This is a genomic window from Streptomyces sp. NPDC002324 (assembly GCF_053593335.1).
This window is the reverse complement of record NZ_JBSFCF010000062.1, coordinates 1-19,705: the sequence shown is the minus strand read 5'-3', so window position 1 is coordinate 19,705 and position 19,705 is coordinate 1. Positions and strand designations below refer to the sequence as shown.

General features: G+C 68.0%; 20 protein-coding genes and 3 pseudogenes. 15 read left to right on the top strand and 8 right to left on the bottom strand.

Features of this window, described 5'->3' with window-relative positions; all coding sequences use genetic code 11:
- Positions 1 to 12: 12 nt before the first annotated feature.
- The 5 genes and pseudogenes from ACWCRJ_RS42245 to ACWCRJ_RS42225 form a co-directional block, all read left to right on the top strand.
- On the top strand, positions 13 to 2,184 hold the full coding sequence (locus ACWCRJ_RS42245) for a 3-hydroxyacyl-CoA dehydrogenase NAD-binding domain-containing protein (RefSeq protein ID WP_450944292.1): 2,172 nt from the start codon (positions 13 to 15) through the stop codon (positions 2,182 to 2,184).
- Entirely contained in the window at positions 2,181 to 3,041 is an 861-nt protein-coding gene (locus ACWCRJ_RS42240) for an SDR family oxidoreductase (protein WP_450944291.1), read from the top strand. Before ACWCRJ_RS42245 ends, ACWCRJ_RS42240 begins: the two co-directional genes overlap by 4 nt.
- The gene (locus ACWCRJ_RS42235; protein WP_450944290.1) at positions 3,038 to 4,192 is read left to right on the top strand and encodes an acyl-CoA dehydrogenase family protein; all 1,155 of its coding nucleotides are present in this window, start codon (positions 3,038 to 3,040) and stop codon (positions 4,190 to 4,192) included. Before ACWCRJ_RS42240 ends, ACWCRJ_RS42235 begins: the two co-directional genes overlap by 4 nt.
- Positions 4,193 to 4,202: 10 nt before the next feature.
- Positions 4,203 to 4,400, top strand: coding sequence for a hypothetical protein (locus tag ACWCRJ_RS42230; protein WP_450944289.1), 198 nt, complete (start codon positions 4,203 to 4,205; stop codon positions 4,398 to 4,400).
- A 154-nt stretch (positions 4,401 to 4,554) separates the two neighbouring features.
- A pseudogene (locus ACWCRJ_RS42225) lies at positions 4,555 to 4,858 on the top strand (IS701 family transposase); the annotation flags it as partial.
- A gap of 99 nt (positions 4,859 to 4,957) precedes the next feature.
- Here ACWCRJ_RS42225 and ACWCRJ_RS42220 read toward each other — a convergent pair.
- The 3 genes from ACWCRJ_RS42220 to ACWCRJ_RS42210 form a co-directional block, all read right to left on the bottom strand.
- The gene (locus ACWCRJ_RS42220; protein WP_450944288.1) at positions 4,958 to 6,190 is read right to left on the bottom strand and encodes an acyl-CoA dehydrogenase family protein; all 1,233 of its coding nucleotides are present in this window, start codon (positions 6,188 to 6,190) and stop codon (positions 4,958 to 4,960) included.
- A 65-nt stretch (positions 6,191 to 6,255) separates the two neighbouring features.
- A complete protein-coding gene (locus ACWCRJ_RS42215) occupies positions 6,256 to 6,891 on the bottom strand; it encodes a TetR family transcriptional regulator (RefSeq protein WP_450944287.1) in 636 nt (211 codons plus the stop codon).
- Entirely contained in the window at positions 6,888 to 7,709 is an 822-nt protein-coding gene (locus tag ACWCRJ_RS42210) for an enoyl-CoA hydratase/isomerase family protein (protein ID WP_450944286.1), read from the bottom strand. The genes ACWCRJ_RS42215 and ACWCRJ_RS42210 overlap by 4 nt, the downstream gene beginning before the upstream one ends.
- A gap of 132 nt (positions 7,710 to 7,841) precedes the next feature.
- On the opposite strand from ACWCRJ_RS42210, the gene ACWCRJ_RS42205 reads away from it, so the two are divergent.
- Positions 7,842 to 8,309: an NAD(P)H-dependent flavin oxidoreductase gene (locus ACWCRJ_RS42205; RefSeq protein WP_450944285.1), complete on the top strand. Its 468-nt coding sequence runs from the start codon at positions 7,842 to 7,844 to the stop codon at positions 8,307 to 8,309.
- Positions 8,269 to 8,445: pseudogene (locus tag ACWCRJ_RS42200) on the top strand (nitronate monooxygenase); the annotation flags it as partial. The gene ACWCRJ_RS42205 and the pseudogene ACWCRJ_RS42200, both read left to right, overlap by 41 nt.
- A 252-nt stretch (positions 8,446 to 8,697) precedes the next feature.
- On the opposite strand, the gene ACWCRJ_RS42195 reads toward ACWCRJ_RS42200, so the two are convergent.
- Positions 8,698 to 9,543: a hypothetical protein gene (locus ACWCRJ_RS42195; RefSeq protein WP_450944311.1), complete on the bottom strand. Its 846-nt coding sequence runs from the start codon at positions 9,541 to 9,543 to the stop codon at positions 8,698 to 8,700.
- Between the two features lie 793 nt (positions 9,544 to 10,336).
- Between ACWCRJ_RS42195 and ACWCRJ_RS42190 the strand changes: the two genes are divergently transcribed.
- The 5 genes from ACWCRJ_RS42190 (at position 10,337) to ACWCRJ_RS42170 (ending at position 13,116) form a co-directional block, all read left to right on the top strand.
- Positions 10,337 to 10,618, top strand: a complete 282-nt coding sequence (locus ACWCRJ_RS42190) for a hypothetical protein (RefSeq protein ID WP_450944284.1) — start codon at positions 10,337 to 10,339, stop codon at positions 10,616 to 10,618.
- 125 nt (positions 10,619 to 10,743) lie between these two features.
- On the top strand, positions 10,744 to 10,941 hold the full coding sequence (locus tag ACWCRJ_RS42185; protein WP_234360654.1) for a toxin-antitoxin system HicB family antitoxin: 198 nt from the start codon (positions 10,744 to 10,746) through the stop codon (positions 10,939 to 10,941).
- Entirely contained in the window at positions 10,938 to 11,234 is a 297-nt protein-coding gene (locus ACWCRJ_RS42180) for a hypothetical protein (protein WP_005477573.1), read from the top strand. The genes ACWCRJ_RS42185 and ACWCRJ_RS42180 overlap by 4 nt, the downstream gene beginning before the upstream one ends.
- Positions 11,235 to 11,644: 410 nt before the next feature.
- The gene (locus ACWCRJ_RS42175) at positions 11,645 to 12,001 is read left to right on the top strand and encodes a DUF6207 family protein (protein WP_450944283.1); all 357 of its coding nucleotides are present in this window, start codon (positions 11,645 to 11,647) and stop codon (positions 11,999 to 12,001) included.
- A 221-nt stretch (positions 12,002 to 12,222) separates the two neighbouring features.
- Complete coding sequence (locus tag ACWCRJ_RS42170) at positions 12,223 to 13,116, top strand: aminoglycoside phosphotransferase family protein (protein WP_450944282.1); 894 nt, start codon at positions 12,223 to 12,225, stop codon at positions 13,114 to 13,116.
- A 511-nt stretch (positions 13,117 to 13,627) separates the two neighbouring features.
- On the opposite strand, the gene ACWCRJ_RS42165 is transcribed toward ACWCRJ_RS42170, so the two are convergent.
- Positions 13,628 to 14,152, bottom strand: a complete 525-nt coding sequence (locus ACWCRJ_RS42165) for a site-specific integrase (protein ID WP_450944281.1) — start codon at positions 14,150 to 14,152, stop codon at positions 13,628 to 13,630.
- Between the two features lie 84 nt (positions 14,153 to 14,236).
- Between ACWCRJ_RS42165 and ku the strand changes: the two genes are divergently transcribed.
- A complete protein-coding gene (ku, locus tag ACWCRJ_RS42160; protein ID WP_450944309.1) occupies positions 14,237 to 15,067 on the top strand; it encodes a non-homologous end joining protein Ku in 831 nt (276 codons plus the stop codon).
- Between the two features lie 391 nt (positions 15,068 to 15,458).
- Here the strand turns inward: ku and ACWCRJ_RS42155 are convergent, their stop codons facing one another.
- A complete protein-coding gene (locus ACWCRJ_RS42155; RefSeq protein WP_450944280.1) occupies positions 15,459 to 16,130 on the bottom strand; it encodes a hypothetical protein in 672 nt (223 codons plus the stop codon).
- Positions 16,131 to 16,341: 211 nt separating this feature from the next.
- Positions 16,342 to 16,566 carry a hypothetical protein gene (locus ACWCRJ_RS42150; RefSeq protein WP_450944310.1) on the bottom strand — a complete coding sequence of 75 codons (225 nt, stop codon included), beginning with the start codon at positions 16,564 to 16,566 and terminating at the stop codon, positions 16,342 to 16,344.
- Here ACWCRJ_RS42150 and ACWCRJ_RS42145 point away from each other — a divergent pair.
- Positions 16,537 to 16,788, top strand: a pseudogene (locus ACWCRJ_RS42145) (hypothetical protein); the annotation flags it as partial. The gene ACWCRJ_RS42150 and the pseudogene ACWCRJ_RS42145 sit on opposite strands and share 30 nt — an antisense overlap.
- A gap of 312 nt (positions 16,789 to 17,100) precedes the next feature.
- On the opposite strand, the gene ACWCRJ_RS42140 reads toward ACWCRJ_RS42145, so the two are convergent.
- Entirely contained in the window at positions 17,101 to 18,423 is a 1,323-nt protein-coding gene (locus tag ACWCRJ_RS42140) for a serine hydrolase domain-containing protein (RefSeq protein WP_450944308.1), read from the bottom strand.
- Positions 18,424 to 18,634: 211 nt separating this feature from the next.
- Between ACWCRJ_RS42140 and ACWCRJ_RS42135 the strand changes: the two genes are divergently transcribed.
- A complete protein-coding gene (locus ACWCRJ_RS42135; RefSeq protein ID WP_450944279.1) occupies positions 18,635 to 19,579 on the top strand; it encodes a LysR family transcriptional regulator in 945 nt (314 codons plus the stop codon).
- Positions 19,580 to 19,705 lie beyond the last annotated feature (126 nt).

Below are 19,705 nucleotides of genomic sequence, written 5' to 3'. Positions count from 1 at the left end.
GAGGAGACGCCGATGACGAGTTACGAACACTCGATGTTCCGCTGGGACAAGGGCTCCGACGGCATCGTGACCGTCACCATGGACGACCCGGACCAGTCCGCCAACACGATGAACGACAGGTTCCGCCGAGAACTGCCCGCGCTGGTGGACCACCTCTACGACGAACGCGACGCGATCACCGGAGTCGTCATCACGTCCGCGAAGAAGACGTTCTTCGCCGGCGGGGACCTCGGCATGATGATGCGGGCCACCAAGGATCAGTTGGGCGAGATCACCGACATGCTCAACGGCGTCAAGGCGTCTCTGCGCCGGCTGGAGACGTTCGGCCGCCCGGTCGTCGCCGCGATCAACGGCGCCGCCCTGGGCGGCGGCTACGAAATCGCACTGGCCTGTCACCACCGCATCGTCGTGGACATCCCCCAGGCCACGGTCGGGCTGCCCGAGGTGACCCTGGGCCTGCTGCCCGGTGGTGGCGGCACGACCCGCACAGTACGCCTGTTCGGACTTCAGAAGGCCCTGCAGGAGATCTTGTTGCCGGGCAGGAAGTTCCGGCCGACGGCCGCGCTCGAAAACGGTCTGGTCGACGCCGTCGTGGAGAACACGGCACAGCTGACGGCCGCGGCACGGGAGTGGATCGTGGCGAACCCGGAACCCGTCCAGCCCTGGGACCGGCCCGGTCACAAGATTCCCGGAGGGACTCCAGCGAGTCCGGCTCTGGCCGCCGTGCTGCCGTCCCTGCCCGCGGTCCTGCGCAAGCAGAACAATGGTTCACCCGCTCCCGCAGCGCGCAACGTGCTTGCCGCAGCCGTCGAAGGCGCGCAGGTCGATTTCGACAACGCGCTCACGATCGAGTCCCGCTACTGCGCCGATCTGATCTGCGGGCCGATCTCGGCGAACATCATCAAGTCGATGTTCTTCGACATGCAGGCGATCAGCCGGGGTGCCAGCCGGCCCGACGGCCACCCCCCGCATCAGGCACAGAAACTCGTCGTTCTCGGCGCGGGCATGATGGGCGCGGGGATCGCGTACGTCAGCGCCAGGTCCGGTCTCCATGTCGTCCTCAAGGACGTGACGCTCGAAGCCGCCGAACGGGGCAAGGGCTACAGCCGGAAGATCCTCGACAAGGCCGTTCAGCGGGGCAGCACCACCCCCGAGCAGCGGGACGAGATCCTGGCCCGGATCACACCCACGGCCGACCCGGCTGCCGCCGAGGGCGCGGATCTGCTGATCGAGGCGGTGTTCGAAGACCCTGACCTGAAGAAGAAGGTCATCGCGGAGACAGTCGAGTACCTCACCCCGGACGCGCTCCTCGGCTCGAACACGTCGACTCTGCCGATCACGGGCCTCGCGGAGGGGGTGGCGCGGCCGGAGGACTTCATCGGCCTGCACTTCTTCTCCCCGGTGGACAAGATGGCCCTGCTCGAGATCATCGTCGGCGAGAAGACCAGTGACGCGACGCTGGCCAAGGCGGTCGACATCGCGCGCCAGATCGGCAAGACGCCCATCGTGGTCAACGACAGCCGTGGCTTTTTCACCAGCCGGGTGATCGTCGAATTCGTCAACGAGGCCATCGCTCTGGTGGGTGAGGGAGTTCCGGCAGCCTCGATCGAGCAAGCCGCCACACAGGCCGGCTACCCGGTGGGCCCGCTCGCGCTCGTCGACGAACTGTCGCTCACGCTGATGCGGAAGATCCGCGAAGAGACCATCGTCGGCTATCGCGCCGCGGGCATCGAGAAGCCGGTGCACCCGGCGGCCGCGGTGGTCGACCGGATGGTCGACGAGTTCGACCGCAAGGGCCGCACTGTCGGGGCGGGCTTCTACGACTACGCCGACGGGCGTAAGCAGGGTCTCTGGGCAGGTCTGAAGGCCGCCTTCGGCGCTGCCGACACCGAGGTCCCGTTGGCCGACATGCAGGAGAGGATGCTGTTCGCGGAGGCCCTGAACACGGTCCACTGCCTCGACGAGGGCGTCCTGCGATCCGTCGCCGACGCCAACATCGGGTCGATCCTCGGCATCGGGTTCCCCGCGTGGACGGGCGGGGTCATCCAGTACATCAACCAGTACGAGGGCGGTCTGCCCGGATTCGTCGTCCGAGCCCGGGAGCTCGCCGAGCGCTACGGCGACCGGTTCACGCCGCCGGAATCCCTTGTGCGCAAGGCGGAGAGCGGAGAGGACTACCAGTGACCACACAGGACCAACCGCGCCCGCTCACCGGACGCACCATCGTGATGTCCGGCGGCAGCCGCGGCATCGGCCTGGCCATCGCGACCCGCGCGGCACGTGACGGAGCCAACGTGGTGCTGCTGGCCAAGACCGACAAGCCCGACCCTCGGTTGCCGGGCACGGTCCACACGGCCGTCGCAGACATCGAGGCCGCGGGAGGGAAAGGGCTCGCGGTGGTCGGTGACGTGCGCCGCGAAGAGGATGTGGCGAACGCTGTGGAGCAGGCTGTCGCGACGTTCGGAGGCATCGACATCGTCGTGAACAACGCGTCCGCGATCAGTCTGTCCCCCATCGGCCAGCTGCCGCTCAAACGCTACGACCTGATGCTCGACATCAACGCGCGCGGCACGTTCGCGCTCACAAGCGCGGCACTGCCGCACTTGTACGAGTCGGAGAACCCGCACGTGCTGACCTTGTCCCCGCCGCTGAACCCGGATCCGCGCTGGCTGCACCGCCACGCGCCCTACACCATCAGCAAGTACGCCATGTCCATGCTCACGTTGGGCCTGGCGGGCCAAGAACACCCGCGTCCGCTCGCGGCGAACTGCCTGTGGCCACGCACCACGATCGCGACCGCGGCCGTGCAGAACATCGTCGGTGGCGAGGCCGCGATGGCGGTGTCGCGCCGTCCGGAGATCATGGCCGACGCCGCACACGCGATCCTGTCTCGCAAGGCCGAGGACTGCACCGGGAACTGCTTCATCGACGACGACGTGCTCCGCGCCGAGGGAACAACCGACTTCAGCGCCTACCGCTACGGCGACGCCGTCGAATCCGACCTCAAACCCGACCTGTTCCTGCCCGGAGGTGAGCTGTGACCGACGGCACGCGGAGCGTGTACGACGCGGACCACGAGCTGTTCCGCCAGACCGTCCGATCATTCATCAAGTCCGAGGTCGCCCCGTACGACGACGAGTGGGAACAGCGCGGGATCGTCGACCGGTCCCTGTTCCGCGCAGCCGGCGAGGCAGGGTTGCTGATGTTCAGTACACCCGAGGCCCACGGTGGGGCCGGAATCGACGACTGGCGCTTCAGCGCGATCGTGGGCGAGGAGTTCGGCCGTTCCGGGTACGCATCGGCCGGCATCTCACTCGCGTTGCAGAACGATGTCGTCGGCCCGTACGTGCTCGACCTGACGAACGACGAGCAGAAGAAGCGCTGGCTTCCGGGCATGACCTCGGGCGAGCTCGTCGCGGCCGTAGCCATGACCGAACCGGGCACCGGCAGTGACCTGGCCGGGATCGCGACACGCGCCGTACGAGCTGGTGACCACTACGTGCTCAACGGCTCGAAGACCTTCATCTCCAACGGGCAGAACGCCGACCTCGTCGTCGTGGCCGCCCGCACGTCCGACGACAAGCACAGGGGCCTCACCCTCCTGATCGTCGAGCGGGACATGCCGGGCTTCGAGCGAGGCCGGAACCTGGACAAGCTCGGTCTGCACGGCCAGGACACGAGCGAACTGCACTTCACCGACGTGCGCGTGCCGGTGGCCAACCGTCTCGGCGAAGAGGGGCAGGGCTTCTTCCAACTGGTGCGCAATCTGCCACAGGAACGGCTGTCGCTGGCCGTCCACGCCGTCGCGTCCGCGGAGGGTGTGCTGGCGCGCACGATGACATACGTGACGGAGCGCCGCGCGTTCGGTCAGGCGATCGGCAGTTTCCAGCACAGTCGTTTCCTGCTGGCCGAACTCCACACCGAGGTGGACATAGCCCGCGTCTTCACCGATCACTGCGTGGCGCTGCACGCACGCGGCGAACTGACCGCCGTCCAAGCAGCCAAAGCGAAATGGTGGTGCACCGAGTTGCAGGTCCGCGTCGCCGACCGCTGTCTGCAGCTGCACGGCGGGTACGGGTACATGCGGGAACACTCCGTGAGCCGCGCGTTCGCCGACGCACGGGTCCAGACCATCTACGGCGGCACGACCGAGATCATGAAGGAGATCATCGGCCGGGATCTCGGCCTGTGAGGGGAGCGGGATGAACACACCGGTGACCCTCGAGGTGACCGACGGTATCGCGCCGGCCGGCCTGTCACGAGCCACGAGGGGCAACGCGATCGACCTTCCGCCGGCTCGCGCTCTCCGCGACGTGACCGCCGAGGCGGCCTCGCTGCCCGGTGTCGGTTCCGTGGTCCTGTTCGGTCACGGGGAGCAGTTCTGCGTCGGCGGTGACTAGTACTCCAGCAAAATTTCGGTGTCTGACCTGCGGGTTTCGCTGGGTGGCGGGAGTGTCGCGGGACCCCGAACGTGCAGGGGCGGTCTTACGGAGACCGCCCCTCGAACGTGCGACACCGCCGCAGGTAGTGACAGCGGCGGGGCAGCCTCCCAAGGTGATCACCGAGCACGCCACCACGCAGTGGGACCTCGAACTGGACGATCTCTTCCTGGCCATCGGCCACCGCTTCGGCCGTGTGGAGCTTCGCCGCCGCATGCGTGACCACGTACGCGGACTGCTGGCCCCGGTGGCCCGCAAGAACAGCTGGCAGCTGGCACCTGGCCGAGCGGGCCGGCCATCCCACCCCTGACGGCCTGCAGCACCTGCTCGCCGGAGCGAAGTGGCAGCCTGCGACATCCGCGACGACCTGCAGCAACACGTCGCCGACCAGCTCGGCGAGGGCGGCGGTGTTCTTGTTGCGGTCTCGGGTTCGTACGACACCACGCTCGCTCGGTCTCGTCAGCCGGTCGTCGGCGTGGTGGGCCCCTGGTGCGGCACGGGGCCCACCATGCCGCCCGTCATCCGGTGATGTCGCGGCCTATGAGCCGGCGCGCCACGATCCAGTGCTGCAGTTCGTTCGCTCCTTCGAAGATCTCAAGGATCTTGGCGTCCCGGTACATCTCCTCCAGGCGAACCGACTCGCCTGTGGCACCGACCTGGCGTGCGAAGCCGAGGGCCCCGTGGATCTGGATGGCGTCGCGGATCAGGTCGTTCGCCAGCCTGGTGCCGTACGCCTTGGCCATCGCGGCTTCGGGTTCGGCGTCCTTGCCGCGGTCAAGCAGGAGGGCGGCCTTCTGGTAGAGGCTCCGGGCGCACTCGATGTCGGTCGCGTGCTGCGCCATCTTGTACTGCCAGTGCTGCATGCCGCCCAGCGGTCCCCCGAAGACGTGCCGGCTGCGCAGCCTGGCGACGGCGAGGTCCAGGGCCGCCTGGGCGAGCCCGACACCGGCGGCGCCGATGCCGATGCGTCCGCGGACGAGGGCGGAGAGCGCGACGCGCATGCCCTGGCCGGGTTCGCCGAGCGCGTGTTCGGCCGGTACCTCCACCTTGTCGAGGACGATGTCGGCCGTGATCTGCCCGCGGTGACCCATCTTGAGGTCCGGTGTGCCGATGGTGACGCCGGGGGCGGTCAGGTCGATGAGCAGCATCGTGGCGCGGTTTCCGTCGCCGCCTTCCCCGCCGTCGCGGCAGAGGATGGAGACCCAGCCGGCCACGACGCTGTTGGTGATCCAGCGTTTGCGACCGGAGACCACGTATCCGGTGCCGGTGCGCTCGGCGACGGTCGACAGCCGCTGTGCGGTCAGGTCGGAGCTCGTTTCCGGCTCGGTGGTGGCGAAGGAGAAGGCGGTGCGGCCGGAGACCAGGTCCGGGATCACGCGCTCGCGCACGGCCGCCGACGCGTAGGTCAGCGTCTGCGGGACGAGGATGCACTGGCCGTCGTACACGCCCGCCATCGATGAGGACTCGTAGGCGATCTCCTCCGCCACCGTGCAGGTCGCGAGCATCGGATGGTCCAGGCCGGAGCCGAAGTCGGCGCCGAACGGCACGGCGAAGAGTCCTTCGCTCGCGAGGCCCCGGAAGGCGTCCCACGGGAAGCTGTCGCGCGATTCCTCGCGCTGCCCGATGTCACGGGCGTGCGGGGCGAGATGTGCCGCAACGGCCTTGCGTGCGCGGGCGCGCACCTCGATGGTCTCGTCCGGCAGCCAGACATCGTGTGCGACACGGTCCTGGGTTCGCGGGATGGGGGTCATGCGCGCTCCTAGCGTCACCTACAGTCAGGACTGACTGTAGGTGAACGGTCGGTAGCGGTCCACCCTCAGGCGGCGATGTCCAGTTCACGCCGCGCCAGGGACTTCCAGACGGCCAGGTGCGGGTCCGCGAGATGGTCGCGCGGGTCGAAGGAGTAGGCGAGGGCGACACCGCGCATGCTCGTGTTGAGGACCTCGCGCAGTGCGGGATAGCAGGGGTGTGCCGTGAGGTTCGGCCCGAACATCTCGTCGATGGCCGCCTTGATCGCATCGCCGAGGGCACGCTCCTTTGGTGCGAGCGCTTCGGCGAGGGACCTGTTGTGGCGCGCCGCGAGCCAGAGCTCGGTGGCGGCCCAGAAGTAGCCCTGGTGGTACGTCGACCACATCGCGTCGACCGCCGCCTCGACGCGTTCCGCGGGCGCGGCGGGCCAGTCGGCGGCATCCCGGGTCGAGGCGACGCGGGCCTCGGCGATGTGTTGCACCGCTGCCACCAGCAGGGCGTCCCGGTGCGGGTACTGGTGCAGGAGTCGGCCACGGCTCACGCCGGCCCGCTCCTGGATCTTCAGCGTGGAGGCGCCGCTGTAGCCGAACTCGATCAGAACGTCGACCGCCGTGTCGAGGACGTGCTGCTGAGTGACGCGGCTACGAGCCGCGTAGTCCGCGTAGTCCACGGCCGCTGTGGGCGGGGTATTGCCTGAGGTCATCGTGCCCCTTCCTCGGGCTGTGCGGGCGATCTGCCGAGGAAGCGGGCGATGAGAGCGGCGGCCTCTTCCCCGGCGGACATGCGGGTGATGGTCTCGGCCTCCCGGTCGAGATGTTCCTCAAGATTATTCGTCCACGCCGAGCGCACCAGGCGCCGGGCTTCGCCGAGAGCGCCGACCGGTCGTGCGGCCAGCCGCACGGCCAGGCGGTGCGCGGTGTCGGCGACATCGGCGTCGTCACAGACCTGCGAGACGATCCCGAGCGCCTGCGCCCGCTCGGCGTCCAGGGGTGTCGAGGTCATGATGAGTTCGAGCGCGCGCTGCTGTCCGACGGCGCGCGGCAGGAGCCAGGAGAGTCCGCTGTCGGGCGTGAGGCCGAGGGAACTGTAGGCCGTGACGAACCTCGCGGAGCGGCCCGCCACCACCGCGTCGGCGCCGAGCACGAAGGCGAATCCGGCCCCGGCGGCCGCGCCTTGGACTGCGGCCACGAGCGGTTTCGACAGTGTGTTCATCACCCTCACGGCTTCATGCGCGGCCCCGGCGAGCGACGCGAGGGCGGCCGAACGCTCATGCGCGGCGCCTTGCATGGCCGCTACGTCGCCACCGGCGCAGAAGATCCGTCCCGCCCCCATGAGCAGGACGACGTCGACACGGTCGTCGGTGTCGGCCCGGCGCATGGCATCGGCCAGCCCGCGCGCCAGATCTACGTCGACGGCGTTGGAGACCAGCGGCCTGTTGAGCGTCACGCGGGCCAGACGGTCGCACACCTCATAGAGGACCGGCCGCGCAGTGGCGGCGCTCCTGGGGGAAACGGTGCTCATGGAACTCCTCGGCTCTGGATCACGCCCCGCTCGGGGCACAGTCAGGATTGACCGTACCGCGCATCCCGACGTACGGTCAGCGTTGACCGCACCTCGGGTGCGGATGCCCGCTCGGCCATGGCAAGGAGAACCATGCTCAGCACGGAGTCCCCCTGGGAGTTCGGCGTCGAGCACCCGGTCCTGTGCGGGGGAATGACCGGCTGCGGCACCGCACCCCTGATCAGCGCCGTGGCCGAGGCTGGCGCGCGCGGCTTCCTGACGGCGCTGATTCAGCCCACGCCCGAGGACCTCGCGAAGGAGATCGCCCGGACCCGGGACCTGACCGACGAACCGTTCGGGGTCAATCTCACGATCCTGCCCACGATCGCCCCGGTGCCGTACGAGTACCGGACGGTGATCACCGAAGGGGGCAGCACTGTGGTCGAGACGGCCGTCCCCAGCCCCGCGTCCCACCTCCCCGAAGCGCAGGCGGCCGACATCAAGGTGATCCACAAGGCCTTCGTCACGCGCTGTCGGCGCAGGCCAAGGGCGCCGACGCGGTCAGCATCGACGGCCTCGAATGCGCCGGACACCCGGGCGAGGACGATGTGCCGGGACTGATCCTGATCCCCGCTGCCGTCAAGGCTTCGGCATCCCAGTCGTCGCCTCCGGCGGGATCGCCACCGGCTCCGGACTCGTGGCCGGGCTCGCGCTCGGGGCGTGCGCGGTGACCATGGACACCCGGACCGTCGCCACCGACGAGGCGCCGGCGCATCCGAACGTCAAGCGGCAGGTGGTGGCGAACACCGAGCGCGACAGGAACAGCTCGACGCGCTGCGAGAGCTGGGCGTGGAGTGGGCGTAAGCGGACAGTCGACCTTGACACGCGCGAACTCACTCGTGAGCTGCAGCGAACAGTCCGTGCCCAGGTCGAGAAGGGCCAACGCCCCGCCCCCTGGAGAGGGTCGTGCCCTGGTGAGCCCACTATCCCGGCGGGAGTGCCGCGAATTTCAGGGCCTATACGCCCATTGCAAGAGACGTGCGAAGCGCCCCGGCTTTCGAGTCTTCCCCATCACCACGTCTTTCTCGTTCCGGAAGTAGTTGATCAAGGGGTTCGAGTGGTGAAAGAAATGATCTCTCTCTTGGTCTGGGATTCCGTCGGCGACCCATTCGTATCTGATGCCGATCGGGCCAATATAGGCAGCCATGACACAGGAAGTGAACCTCGTCATGTCGCGGGATATCCAGGGCACGAACGGGCTGATCGACATCCCGCGCCCATAGACTCTGCTGACGGAGTCGGTGGAGATGATCGCCATGTGACCATCGGCCATGTCTTCTGCACCGTTCATGAAGTCGCGCAGCGACTGCGGGACAGGGAAACGGTCCCTGACCATCCGGCACCCGAAGTGCTTGGCATGGTATCGGGCCAGGTTCAGTGACTTCTGTCGCCACTCCGATCCGTACAGTGACCCCAGGTCGAGTCCTGGCAAGATCCTCAGTAGGTGTGTCTCGACGTACTGTGCGTAGGTGTCGTAGGCGATGTCGAAAGGCTTAGAAGTTTCGTTGTTGCACGGCGCGCACATTGACTTGGGAAACTTGACCACACCATAGCGGTCCCGCTTGAGGCCGCCCTTTCCTCGTATTTCTCGTCGCTGTTCTCCGTCTCCCCAGACCAGCACCTCGCCATCGCCCATCAGGCGCGCCAGGCTGGTTCGTTTGAACTTGTGTTCTCCGGTGGTGGCCGGTCGGCTCTCACACCACCAGCACATCGTGCTCTCAGGTGCCAGGAGGTGGGCGTAACCTGCCGGGTCGGCGAATTCGGCTCCCTCGAAGTCGGGGTTGAAACTCGTCAAAGTGTGCTCTCCGTTCTCGGCGGATCATCGCCACGACCACGAGTGTAGAAAGAGGAGGTCGGCCCGGCGCACGGTTTTTGTCCGAGCGGTGTCTCAGCTTGGGCTGCCGGTCACCGCGGTGCAGCAGCTGGCGAGCGGCCCGGATGTCGTCCCGCCCATGTCCTTACTCTTCCTGCGTGGACGTTCACGTTACGCACCGTAGTCAATGTGCAGCGTCCAGCGAGACGTAAAGCCGCTGTAGGATCCGAGCCGGGTGGCAGGTCCACGCAGCGCCGCGTAGCTGTCGTGGCGTTGATCAGTGTTGCCGGCGCAGAGCAGCTGTTCGCCGGGATCGATGAGGCGGATTTGGACAAGCCCAGGTCCGTCGTCGTCCACCGGGCTCGCCCACCAGTTCCAGCTCTGACAACCGCTGAGGGTGATTCGAGGGAGCCTCGTGTGCCGCAGGAACAACCTCAGCACTCTGCTCCTGGCTGAGCCGGCCACGCTCGTTTCAAGTTCCGCTGGCACTCTTTGTTGATGCGGCGTTGCTCCATTCGTGCTTGATGATTTGCAACGTGTCTGCGGTGTGTGGTGTGTCCCGCCGTGGCGTCGAAGTGCTCTGAGTGCGGTCAGTGTCCGCCCGATACGAGCTGGAGTGCGTCTTGATCGGAGTGCGTGTTGGTTGCCGGCACGAGTTGGAGAAGGTCGGTGCGGCGCAGCGTGCTGCGTGCCGTAGTCGGTTGTTGCCTGGCATGGCCGAGTTCCCCCAGGGGGCCAGGAGCCTCTGCTAAAACCCTCACAGGAATCACCGCCAGTGGTGGACCCCGCGGCTGCCGTGGCGAAGCCGCCGAGCCCGCCGGCACCGCAGCCCGGCGACAGCCCGGCCTCGTACACCATGGCCGTCGCATTTGGGGCACCCGACCCGTCCCTGCGGATGTCGCAGCCGCACATGGCCCTGCCCGCACTGGCCGATACCGCCCAAGCCGACCCGCTCCAGGCCGCCCTGGACGCGGTATACGCGGGCGTGGTCACCTACGGCGAGGACTACCCGGCACTTTTGGAAGAGGTCTGGTCCGTGTGCCACAGCCATCCATAGACACCGAAGCGCACCGGCGGTCATCACGCCCGGCGAGGAACGGTCTCCCCACAGAAGGGCCGCCGCGCGGGTTCACCTCGTGCTACCGGATGACGCCACCGTGAAGCGGTGGCTATTCTGCATTCATGTCTGTCACCACAATGACGCTGCGTATCCCTGATGAACTGGCCCCCTCGATCAAGGCGGCGGCTTCGGGCGCCAACATGAGTGTGAACGCGTGGATAGTGCGCGCCGCCCGCCGCGCCGCGACCCTCGATGCCGCGCACCAGCTCGCCGGCCTCGGCCTCGGAGACGATCTCGCGGGCGAGGGAGACACTCTGTGAAGCGTGGCGAGGTCTGGGTTCTCCCCGACGAGCGCAACGTTCTGATCGTTTCCCTGACCGGCCTGGAAGAGGCTTACGGCGCGGTGGTCGTGATCGTGCTGCACCCCTCCGGGAGATTCCCCGACACTGCTATGTCCGTCGTGATCGGCGACCCGGTCCCGTGCACCGCCGTCGCGGTCAACATGCAGCAGCTGCGGGCCACCCGATTCGACGGCGCCAAGCTTCTCGGCGAGGTCGCCCCCGAGGCGATGGCACGTGTCGACCAGGCGCTGCGCGCCGTCCTCGACCTCTAGCCTGCGTATTTCACGTGCCGCAGTGTCCGGATCCTGCGCTACTGAAATCCTCGCTACGGTCCGACATCTGGCTGCAGGACCGCTACGACACGTGCAAAGGCCCCGTTGACCGGAGGGCAGGCACAGCGTTCAGCCGGGTGCGTCACGGTGCTGGCCGACGTGGACAGCTCCAAGGCGCGCTGCCGGCTGCGGGGCGCGGCTGGTGTCTCCGAGCGCTGCTCCACCGCGCACTCCTTCCACGCCCGCGCGGCTGTGTGCCGACCGGTGACGTGGCAGCGGTGCCTGATGAGGTCGCCCCTGCTCTGGGCGAGGTGGTGATGGAGTTCCCAAAGAGCTGTCGCACGCCCGTTCACTACCGGCGGCAACCCGGTAGGAGGGCCGTACCCGGTCGGGTGAAGGGACCGGGCTGGGTGAACTCGTTGCCGGTGCTGGTCGTCGTGCTGGGTATGGAGCCGATTCAGGATGTGCATGTGGCGCGGCCGGGCCTGGTGGTCGTGGACATCGCGGCCGCCGCCGACGCGACCGCGCTCGCTGTCCAGGCCGTGATCGACGGCCGCTGGGCGACCGCCACCGCCGACCGTACGACCCGGGATCCCGGGCAGCCCGGCGTACGGCTGCGCCTGTACGCCCACCTGGAACAAGAGGTCGCCGACGGCGGCGCGGAAACCGGGCAGAGCGGAGGCGGCGGCAGGCCCCCGCCTCCGGGGGTGAGGCGGTCGGCGGCCCGGCGGGGCCGTCGCGGTGCCGCCGGGCGTGGCCGCTCGTAGGCTGGAGGTCTCGGGGTTGTCGCGGAGGTGTGCTGTGCCCCGAACCGTGTGGTCAGGTGCGATCAGTTTCGGGCTGGTGACTTCTCTTTTAAAGCCGGTCTGTCCCAAAGCCTCTGATCTGCAGCCCTCTGAAATCGAATCGGTGATGCCAGAGGAATCACAGCGAGCTGTTCCGGAGAGCGAAAGCCGTTCCGCCTGTCGCCTCAGTACTGTGACTTCGCATGACCGACACCGAGATCGAGATCACCGCAGACCTGGTGCGCGACCTGCTGCAGGAGCAACATCCGGACCTTGCGGGGGTGGCCATCCGTGAGGTTGCGGGCGGCTGGGGCAACCAAATGTGGCGTCTCGGGGACGAGTTGGCCGTGCGCCTGCAGCGCATGGACCCCACCCCGGAGCTCCAGCTCAAGGAGCGGCGGTGGCTACCCGTGCTGGCTCTGCGCCTGCCGCTCCCGGTGCCGACTCCGGTGCGGTTCGGTGAACCGTCCGAGCGCTTCCCCAAGCACTGGACCGTGATGACGTGGGTTCCCGGCGAGCCGGACCACGGCTCGATCAGCCGCGGCACCCACGCGGCCGACACGTTGGCGGGCTTCCTCCAGGCGCTCCACGTGGAGGCGCCCGCCGAGGCGCCGATCAGCTCGGACTTCGGCGCTCACCCCAAGAAGTGCACGGACGGTTTCGACTACTTCTTCGAAGCCGTTGTCCCCGGCGGCATTGCCGACGAGGTCCGGGCCATCTGGGTCGATGCCGTTGCGGCCCCCGAATGGGAGGGCCCGCCGGTATGGGTGCACGGTGACCTTCATCCCGCGAACGTCGTCGTCTCGGACGGAACGCTCTCGGGCATCGTCGACTTCGGTGCCATGTGCGTCGGCGACCCGGCCTGGGACCTCGCCGCCGCATGGGTACTGCTACCCGCAGGGACGGCCTCACGGTTCTTCGACATGTACGCGCATGCGGACGAGGCGGCGATCCGGCGCGCCCGCGGGCTGGCCGCGATGAAGAGCCTCTTCCTAATGCTCATGGGGCAGAACGGAGATCGGGGTCTTCCCGGCGGCAAGCCGAACTGGGGACCAGTGGGCCGGGCGGCACTTGATCGTGTTCTGCAGGGCGTTTGATGCGCGCTTGTTTGAACCTGTTCTCGATCTTGGTCGAGGTCCGTGCGGCAGTCCACCTTCGTGGGTTCATCGACGACCACGCGTAGTAGGGATGCCAAGGTCCACGGCCGTATGCTGCCCGTGGCCCCGATCGAGCTGACGGAGCTTCTCCTCAGCGCCAGCCAGGCTGACCTGGAGACCTTCGGCCTCGCCGAGCCAGCCTTCCGTCTCGGCTTCGGCGATTCGGGCGATCAAGTTGTCGCGGATCTCGCCAAGCCGCGCCCGAGCCGGAGCCGGATGGGTCCGGCCGCGTGTTGGCCGCAGCCACACGAAGGCGTCTGGGGACGAGGGCAGCTGCTGATACGCCCGTGTTCCTTTGCGGATCACCCCGAGCAGCTGATCACCCGGCAGCGGGTCACGCTGGCAGCTCGTCAGCAGTTCTTCGGCACGGGCGCCGTTGGAGACCCAGAATGCCAGCAGGGCCCGGTCCCGGTGGTACCGCAGAGCGGCGAACAGCTCGTTGAACCTGTGGTCAGGGATCCGCCGCGGCAGCCGGGCCGGGACCGACGGCCGGTACCGTCCCCCGCTCGATCGCCGAGCCGAGCCGCCCGCGGCTGCCGGGCGGCGGCGAGTACATCGCCCCCGGCGCGGCCCGGCCGGTCACCGGATTCGGCACTCCTACCGAAGGTCTTACCGGAGGCGCGGCGGCGCTGCTGGAGGCCCGACGGCGCCAGTGGACGCGGACCGGCTTCGGCGCCACCTGCATCCAGCGGGCGAAGTCCCGAGCATCCACCCGCGTGACCCGGTCCCATACCAGCACCCACCCGGCCAGGAACCGCCACCAGCGCAGCAAGTCCATTCCGTACGAGCGGACCGTCGACGCCGACCGTCCACACGCCTGAAGCTCGCCGAAGAAAACGCCAACCGGCTCCACCACGGCTCCGTCCGCGTCCAGCAGCACATACGGTCGGCCCGGATCCGCACTCTCCACCAGCCCACCCGATTCCGGCAGCACGAAGCCAACCAGATCCCGGGTGGAACCACCCATCTCAAGCATGGGCGGGAAGCTAGCAGGAATGGCCTCTGACCTGCGAACACGTAGGCCTTAGTTCAGTCAACGGGACCGTACCGATTCACGTCCATCGGCGACCGAGGACCACAGCGTCCGCTTCCACCAGTACCACCTGGACAACATGTCGCGGGTGCGGGTGCGCAGGATCTGCGGAGCGAGGACCGCGAGGTCCGCAGCGACGAGATCGGCAAGGGCTACGAGATCACCAAGGACCGCATCATCCAGGTGAGCGACGAGGAACTGCGCCAGATGCCGCTGCCGACCGCGAAAGCGATCGAGATCGAGGCGTTCGTTCCCACCTCCTCGATCGACCCGGTCCAGGTCGGGGACGGGTACCACCTCCAGCCGGACGGGCAGGTCGCGGCCAAGCCTTACACCCTGCTGCGCATGGCCCTGGAACGCAGCGCCAAGGTGGCGGTCGCCAAGTACGCCTGGAGCGGCCGCGAGCACCTCGGACTCCTGCGCGTGCGGGACGACGTGATCGTTCTGCACCAGATGATGTGGCCCGACGAGATCCGTGACCCCGTCCAGCTGGCGCCTGCCCCGGTGGAACTCACCGATGAGGAGATCGACGAGGCCGTGCTGCTCATCGACCGGATGGATCTGGACGGCCTGGACGGGTTCCGCGACCGGTACACCGACGCTCTGAAGGAGCTGCTCGCGGCCAAGCGCGAGGGCCACGAGCTGCCCGAGGCGCCCGAGCCCGAGCAGGCACCCGGGAAGGTGGTGGACCTGATGGACGCTCTGCAGGCGTCCGTCGCCCGGGCTCGGGCCTCCCGCGGCGAGGACACCGAGGCCGACGTCAAGATGCCGAAACCCGGGAAGAAGACGCCAGCCAAGGAGACCTCGAAGACCCCGGTGAAGAAGACGGCAGGACGGAAGCCGAAGCGCACCGCCTGACAGGGCGACCACGACCGCCGCAGGGAGGTGATCTTGCGAACTCTGCTGGCGATGGAACGGGCCGCTTCCGAGGCGGCCAGTAGAGCGACGATGGTGACGGGCTGATCGCAGTGCGGGCAGGCCCCGACGGCTCTGCGCCCGCCGGCGCCGACCTGGCGGCCATCCAGACTGGCCATCATCACGAGACCCAACGCGCGCGTTGGGCCGACACCCCGCCGGAGTCGAGAGCAAGCCGCGTGGCGCAGTCGAAAGTCATCCGGGCGCACGTGTCGTTACGCGGGAATGCGCTGTCGCCAGCGGGCACGTCCAGGAGACAGACGGTCAGAATTGGAACTGGTACCGGAGGACCTCAGGGGCTGAGCACTGACTCGGTTCGGCAAAGCTCGCACGGTTACGGCGCTATAGGGGTGCGGACCTCATTGCGGATGGTCGCTGTCTTGGCAGCGAAGGCCGCAAGGTCGAACTCGGCAGGACGCTTGTCGAGGTCCACGGTCTGGGTTACGTGGACTACGGTCGATGCGTCTGCCCAGGAACAGTCCGGTTGCCAGGTCGTTCCGAACTCATCGACCTCCTGAACAATCCGGCAAGAGACGGGCTCCGAGGAACCGCGGGGGGTGATCGCACGGGGACCGATGATCACGGTAGAGCGCATGTCCGTGGCGATGGTCCGGCTGTCGAGTATCTTCAGAAACTCGTCGCGGGCCGTGACGGGGCTGAGCACGGTTCCGTACACTCCCGTCACCGCTAGCACGGGCCCCGAAGTCTGGGACTTTCGGTCATCGGGCCGATAGGCTGCGAACGCGGAGACGCCGTTCTCGATCTGGTCGGAGAGCATCGACGCGATGTTCGGATCGGGCTGTGCGTGATCGGACTCCGTAAAGGTGCCCTTTAGTACCGCCTTGGGCATCTTCAACCGGTAGGGCCCTGACGGAACGGCCGCTTCTCCCGAGCCCTTCATCGATGGGCTCCCGCTCTCTCCGCTGCCGCCACAGCCGGTCAGCGTCACCGTGGCCATAGCCGTAACCACCGCCGCCCTGAGATGTCGCTTCACGTACTCCCCCACCACAGACAGGTCAACGTGATCACTTTGCCATGGGGCGGCCCGGGAAGGACAGGCCCGCATAGGCAGCCTCCAGCAATGGTCCTTCGCAGCAGGACGGTTTCGTCGGGTCCGTGCCCAACCTTGTTGACCGAGCAGCCGACCCGCACGACCGCGATCTAGCTGTATACCTTGCACGCAGCGCGTGACAGCGCCAACCGAAGCGACTGCCCGTTCACGATTCAGTGGGCAGGATCTGAACCAACCCGACCCAGTTTTCCTCGTCCACCTTGGTGTGGGTGGCTCGGACCCTCCAGCGGCCGGCGGCCAGCGGGACCGAGGCCTGGCCGGGCATCCCACCGCCGGGATACTCGGTGTTCAGCTCGGCGCCTGCTTCGGCGGAGGGCAAAAAGCGGCTGGTGGCTGGCTCGTTCGCCAGCCCGATGACCAGCGGCTCCACCGCAAGCGCCGGGGACGAGCCGGTGGCCGGCCCCCGGCTTTCGACAAGGCCCAGTACCGCCGCCGCAACGCGGTCGAACGGTGCGTGAACAAGTGGAAGCAGTTCCGCGCGGTGGCCACCCGGTATGACAAGCGTGACTACATCTTCAACAGCACCCTGACCGTCACCGCGATCGTCATCTGGCTCCGCGACACCCTCCAAGAGCCAGCAGAAACGGCCTAGGGTGCCTCCCTCCCTGCTGCCCTCGTCCAACGCGCCGCCGGGCGCGGGATGACGACGCTCGCGCTGACCGACCGGGACACCGTCGCGGGAACGGTCCGCTTCGCCACAGCCGCTGAGGCCGAGCTGTCGGCCCCGCAGTGCACGCTGTACCGCATCAGCGACCGGGACACCGCGCTGGCCCACGCACGCTGCCTGCACAAGTCGAGCTGCCCACGGCAGAGCCGCGCCCGCGCGTCCGAGCGGGTCGAGCGCGCGCCGCCCGACCGCTCACTGGACCGAACACTCGTTTACCGACCGAGTACCCGCCTCTGGTCAGTCGTCGAGCGTCCGGTAGACGGTGGTCCAGAAGTCCTGGTGGAGTCGGGGGGTGTCCGCGGAGTCCATGGCCGTCTGCGTCAGCAGAATCCCGGTGAGCCGTTCCGCCGGGTCGGCGTACGCTGTCGTGCCCAGGCCGCCGTCCCACCCGAACTGCCCCACGGACGCGAGGTCACGGCGATGGGTGCGCACCGCCATGCCGAAGCCGTAGCCGCCGTGCCGTCCGAAGAGGTCACCAAACTGATCCTTCTCGACCTTCTGCTCCGACGTCAGGTGGTCCATGGTCATCAGCTCGACCGAGGCGCGGGAGAGGACGCGCTCGCCTCCATGGCTCCCCTTGTTCAGCAGCATCCGGTGGAACGCGTGGTAGTCGTCGGCGGTGGAGACCAGACCGTCACCGCCGGCCTCGAACACCGGCGGCCGGCTGTACTTACCGCCAACGGCCTCGTCCCAGGTCGTGAGCTCGCCGGTCTCCGGGTCGTGGGCATAGCTGGTGGGGAGCCGGTGCATCCGGTCGGCGGGCACGTGGAACCCCGTGTCCACCATCCCCAGTGGCTCGAACAGCCGCTCGCGCAGGAACTCCCCGAAGGACCGGCCCGCCACTCTCGAGACCAGGACCCCGAGCACGTCGGAGCCGACGTGGTACTGCCACCGTTCGCCGGGCTGGTACATCAGCGGAAGGGCGCCCAGCTGCTTGATCCACTCGTCCGGTCCGACCGTCGGCCAGTTCGCGGTCCCGTCACCGATGACGCCCCGCTCCCGGACGGCGGCCTGGATCGGGTACGTGTCCGGCGGAGCCGGCACCAGACCGAAACCGAAGGTCAGGGTCAGCAGATCGCGCACAGTGATCGAGCGCCGGGCAGGCACGGTGTCGTCCAACGGGGCGTCGATCCGCGCCAGCACCCGCCGGTTCGCGAGCTCGGGCAGCCAGGTCTCGACCGAGTCGTCCAGTCGCAGTCGGCACTCCTCGACCAGGATCATCACCGCCGCGGCGGTGACCGGCTTGGTCAGTGAGGCCATGCGGAAGAGGGTGTCCCGACGCATCGGCGCACCACCCGGAGCGCCAGCAGATCGTCGGTCACCGCGAGCAGTGCCGACGAGGCCGCCCGCCTCGCCGCCGGCCCCACCGCCGTCCGTCGATCCGCCCTCCGATCCACCGTGGAGTCCGGCGTCCGATCCGCCGCCCGAAAGGCCAACCGATCGACGAGCCGCATGCAGGGTGCCCAACGCCTCCACGTGCACCTGGTCGCCCCTGCCGACCAGGGCGACCAGTCCGGGAACCGCCCCAGACTCGACGTAACCGGCAAGCACCTCGCGCATCCGGTGCAGCCCCGCTCGCGAAAGCCCACCGTCCGCGCCGTCACTCAGACCCCAGTTCCCCCGCTCGTCCCAGCTCACGGTCTGTCTGATGGCCTGTGACATGTCGTCCCCCTTGTGTTTACTTTGATCGCCGAGTGGTCGTCCGGCCTACCCTTCAGCATTTCACCTGGCCGGAGCGGGGGACAACGGGAGATCACGAAAGGCCGGATAAGTGGCCTCTTACGGATCGTGGTGCGTCGTCATAGCACCGAGGGGGACTGGACGGGTGGAGCTGAGGGACATCGAGATCTTCCTGACGCTTGCGGAAGAACTTCATTTCGGCAGGACGGCCCAACGGCTGTACGTGTCGCAAGCCCGGGTCAGCCAGGCCCTCAAGAAGCAGGAACGAGGCGTCGGGGCGCGGCTGTTCGAGCGCAACAGCCGAAACGTGCGGCTGACCCCCCTGGGAGAGCAACTGCGCGCGGACCTGCTACCGGTCTACCGGGGACTACAGGAGGGCGTGGAGCGGGCCAGGCTCGCCGCGCGGGGCACGACCGAGGTGTTACGCGTGGGCATGCTGCCCAGCAACGCCCACGATCTACGGCCCTACTGGGAGGCGTTCCGCGCCCGCCACCCGCAGTGGGCCCTGCGCATACGGCACAACCCGTTCGTCGACGCGTTCGGCCCGCTGCGGCGGGGAGACATCGACGTCCTGGTCGCCTGGCTGCCCGTCGAGGAGCCCGACCTCACGGTGAGGCCGGTCATCTACACCGAGCACGCGGTGGCACTCGTCGCCCACGACCACGAACTGGCCGTCCGGCCATCGGTCTCGCTGGGAGTCTTCGGGCGCTTTCGGCATTTGGCAGGGCCCGGCCGGACCCGATTACTGGGCGGACGCCTTCACGCCCTTCCAAACCCCCAACGGCCGCCCGACCGAACGCCACAGCCCGGTCATCAAGAGCCTGGACGACATGTTCACCCAGGTCGGTGCCGGGGACGTTGTCCACAACCTGGGCGCCCACGTCACCCGCTACCACGCCTGCCCCGACATCGTCTAATTGCCTATTCACGACTGTCCAGGCCTGCGCTGGGGCCTGGTCTGGCGCAGCGACACCGAGTTCGCCCCCGTCCGGGCACTTGCCCAGGTCGTGGGGGCTTGGGTACGGCGAGGCACTGAGAGTGAAACGTGGACCGCTCCCCGTCCGCGTGCTAGGGCCTGTGTGATGTTGTGATCAGCCAGTTGCCTTCAGCAGGTCGTTGATCCAGATCATCGAGGCACGGAGGTGGAGGCCGGCGAGGTAGC

What these genes read in the sequence shown, in the direction of transcription:
- ACWCRJ_RS42245 (WP_450944292.1), top strand. Translation starts at nt 13, where the DNA reads ATGACGAGTTACGAACACTCGATGTTCCGCTGGGACAAGGGCTCCGAC.
- ACWCRJ_RS42205 (WP_450944285.1), top strand. Translation starts at nt 7,842, where the DNA reads ATGCTCAGCACGGAGTCCCCCTGGGAGTTCGGCGTCGAGCACCCGGTC.
- ACWCRJ_RS42185 (WP_234360654.1), top strand. Translation starts at nt 10,744, where the DNA reads ATGTCTGTCACCACAATGACGCTGCGTATCCCTGATGAACTGGCCCCC.
- ACWCRJ_RS42230 (WP_450944289.1), top strand. Translation starts at nt 4,203, where the DNA reads ATGAACACACCGGTGACCCTCGAGGTGACCGACGGTATCGCGCCGGCC.
- ACWCRJ_RS42215 (WP_450944287.1), bottom strand. Translation starts at nt 6,891, where the DNA reads ATGACCTCAGGCAATACCCCGCCCACAGCGGCCGTGGACTACGCGGAC.
- ACWCRJ_RS42165 (WP_450944281.1), bottom strand. Translation starts at nt 14,152, where the DNA reads ATGCTTGAGATGGGTGGTTCCACCCGGGATCTGGTTGGCTTCGTGCTG.
- ACWCRJ_RS42140 (WP_450944308.1), bottom strand. Translation starts at nt 18,423, where the DNA reads ATGCGCGAGGTGCTTGCCGGTTACGTCGAGTCTGGGGCGGTTCCCGGA.
- ACWCRJ_RS42220 (WP_450944288.1), bottom strand. Translation starts at nt 6,190, where the DNA reads ATGACCCCCATCCCGCGAACCCAGGACCGTGTCGCACACGATGTCTGG.
- ACWCRJ_RS42170 (WP_450944282.1), top strand. Translation starts at nt 12,223, where the DNA reads ATGACCGACACCGAGATCGAGATCACCGCAGACCTGGTGCGCGACCTG.
- ACWCRJ_RS42210 (WP_450944286.1), bottom strand. Translation starts at nt 7,709, where the DNA reads ATGAGCACCGTTTCCCCCAGGAGCGCCGCCACTGCGCGGCCGGTCCTC.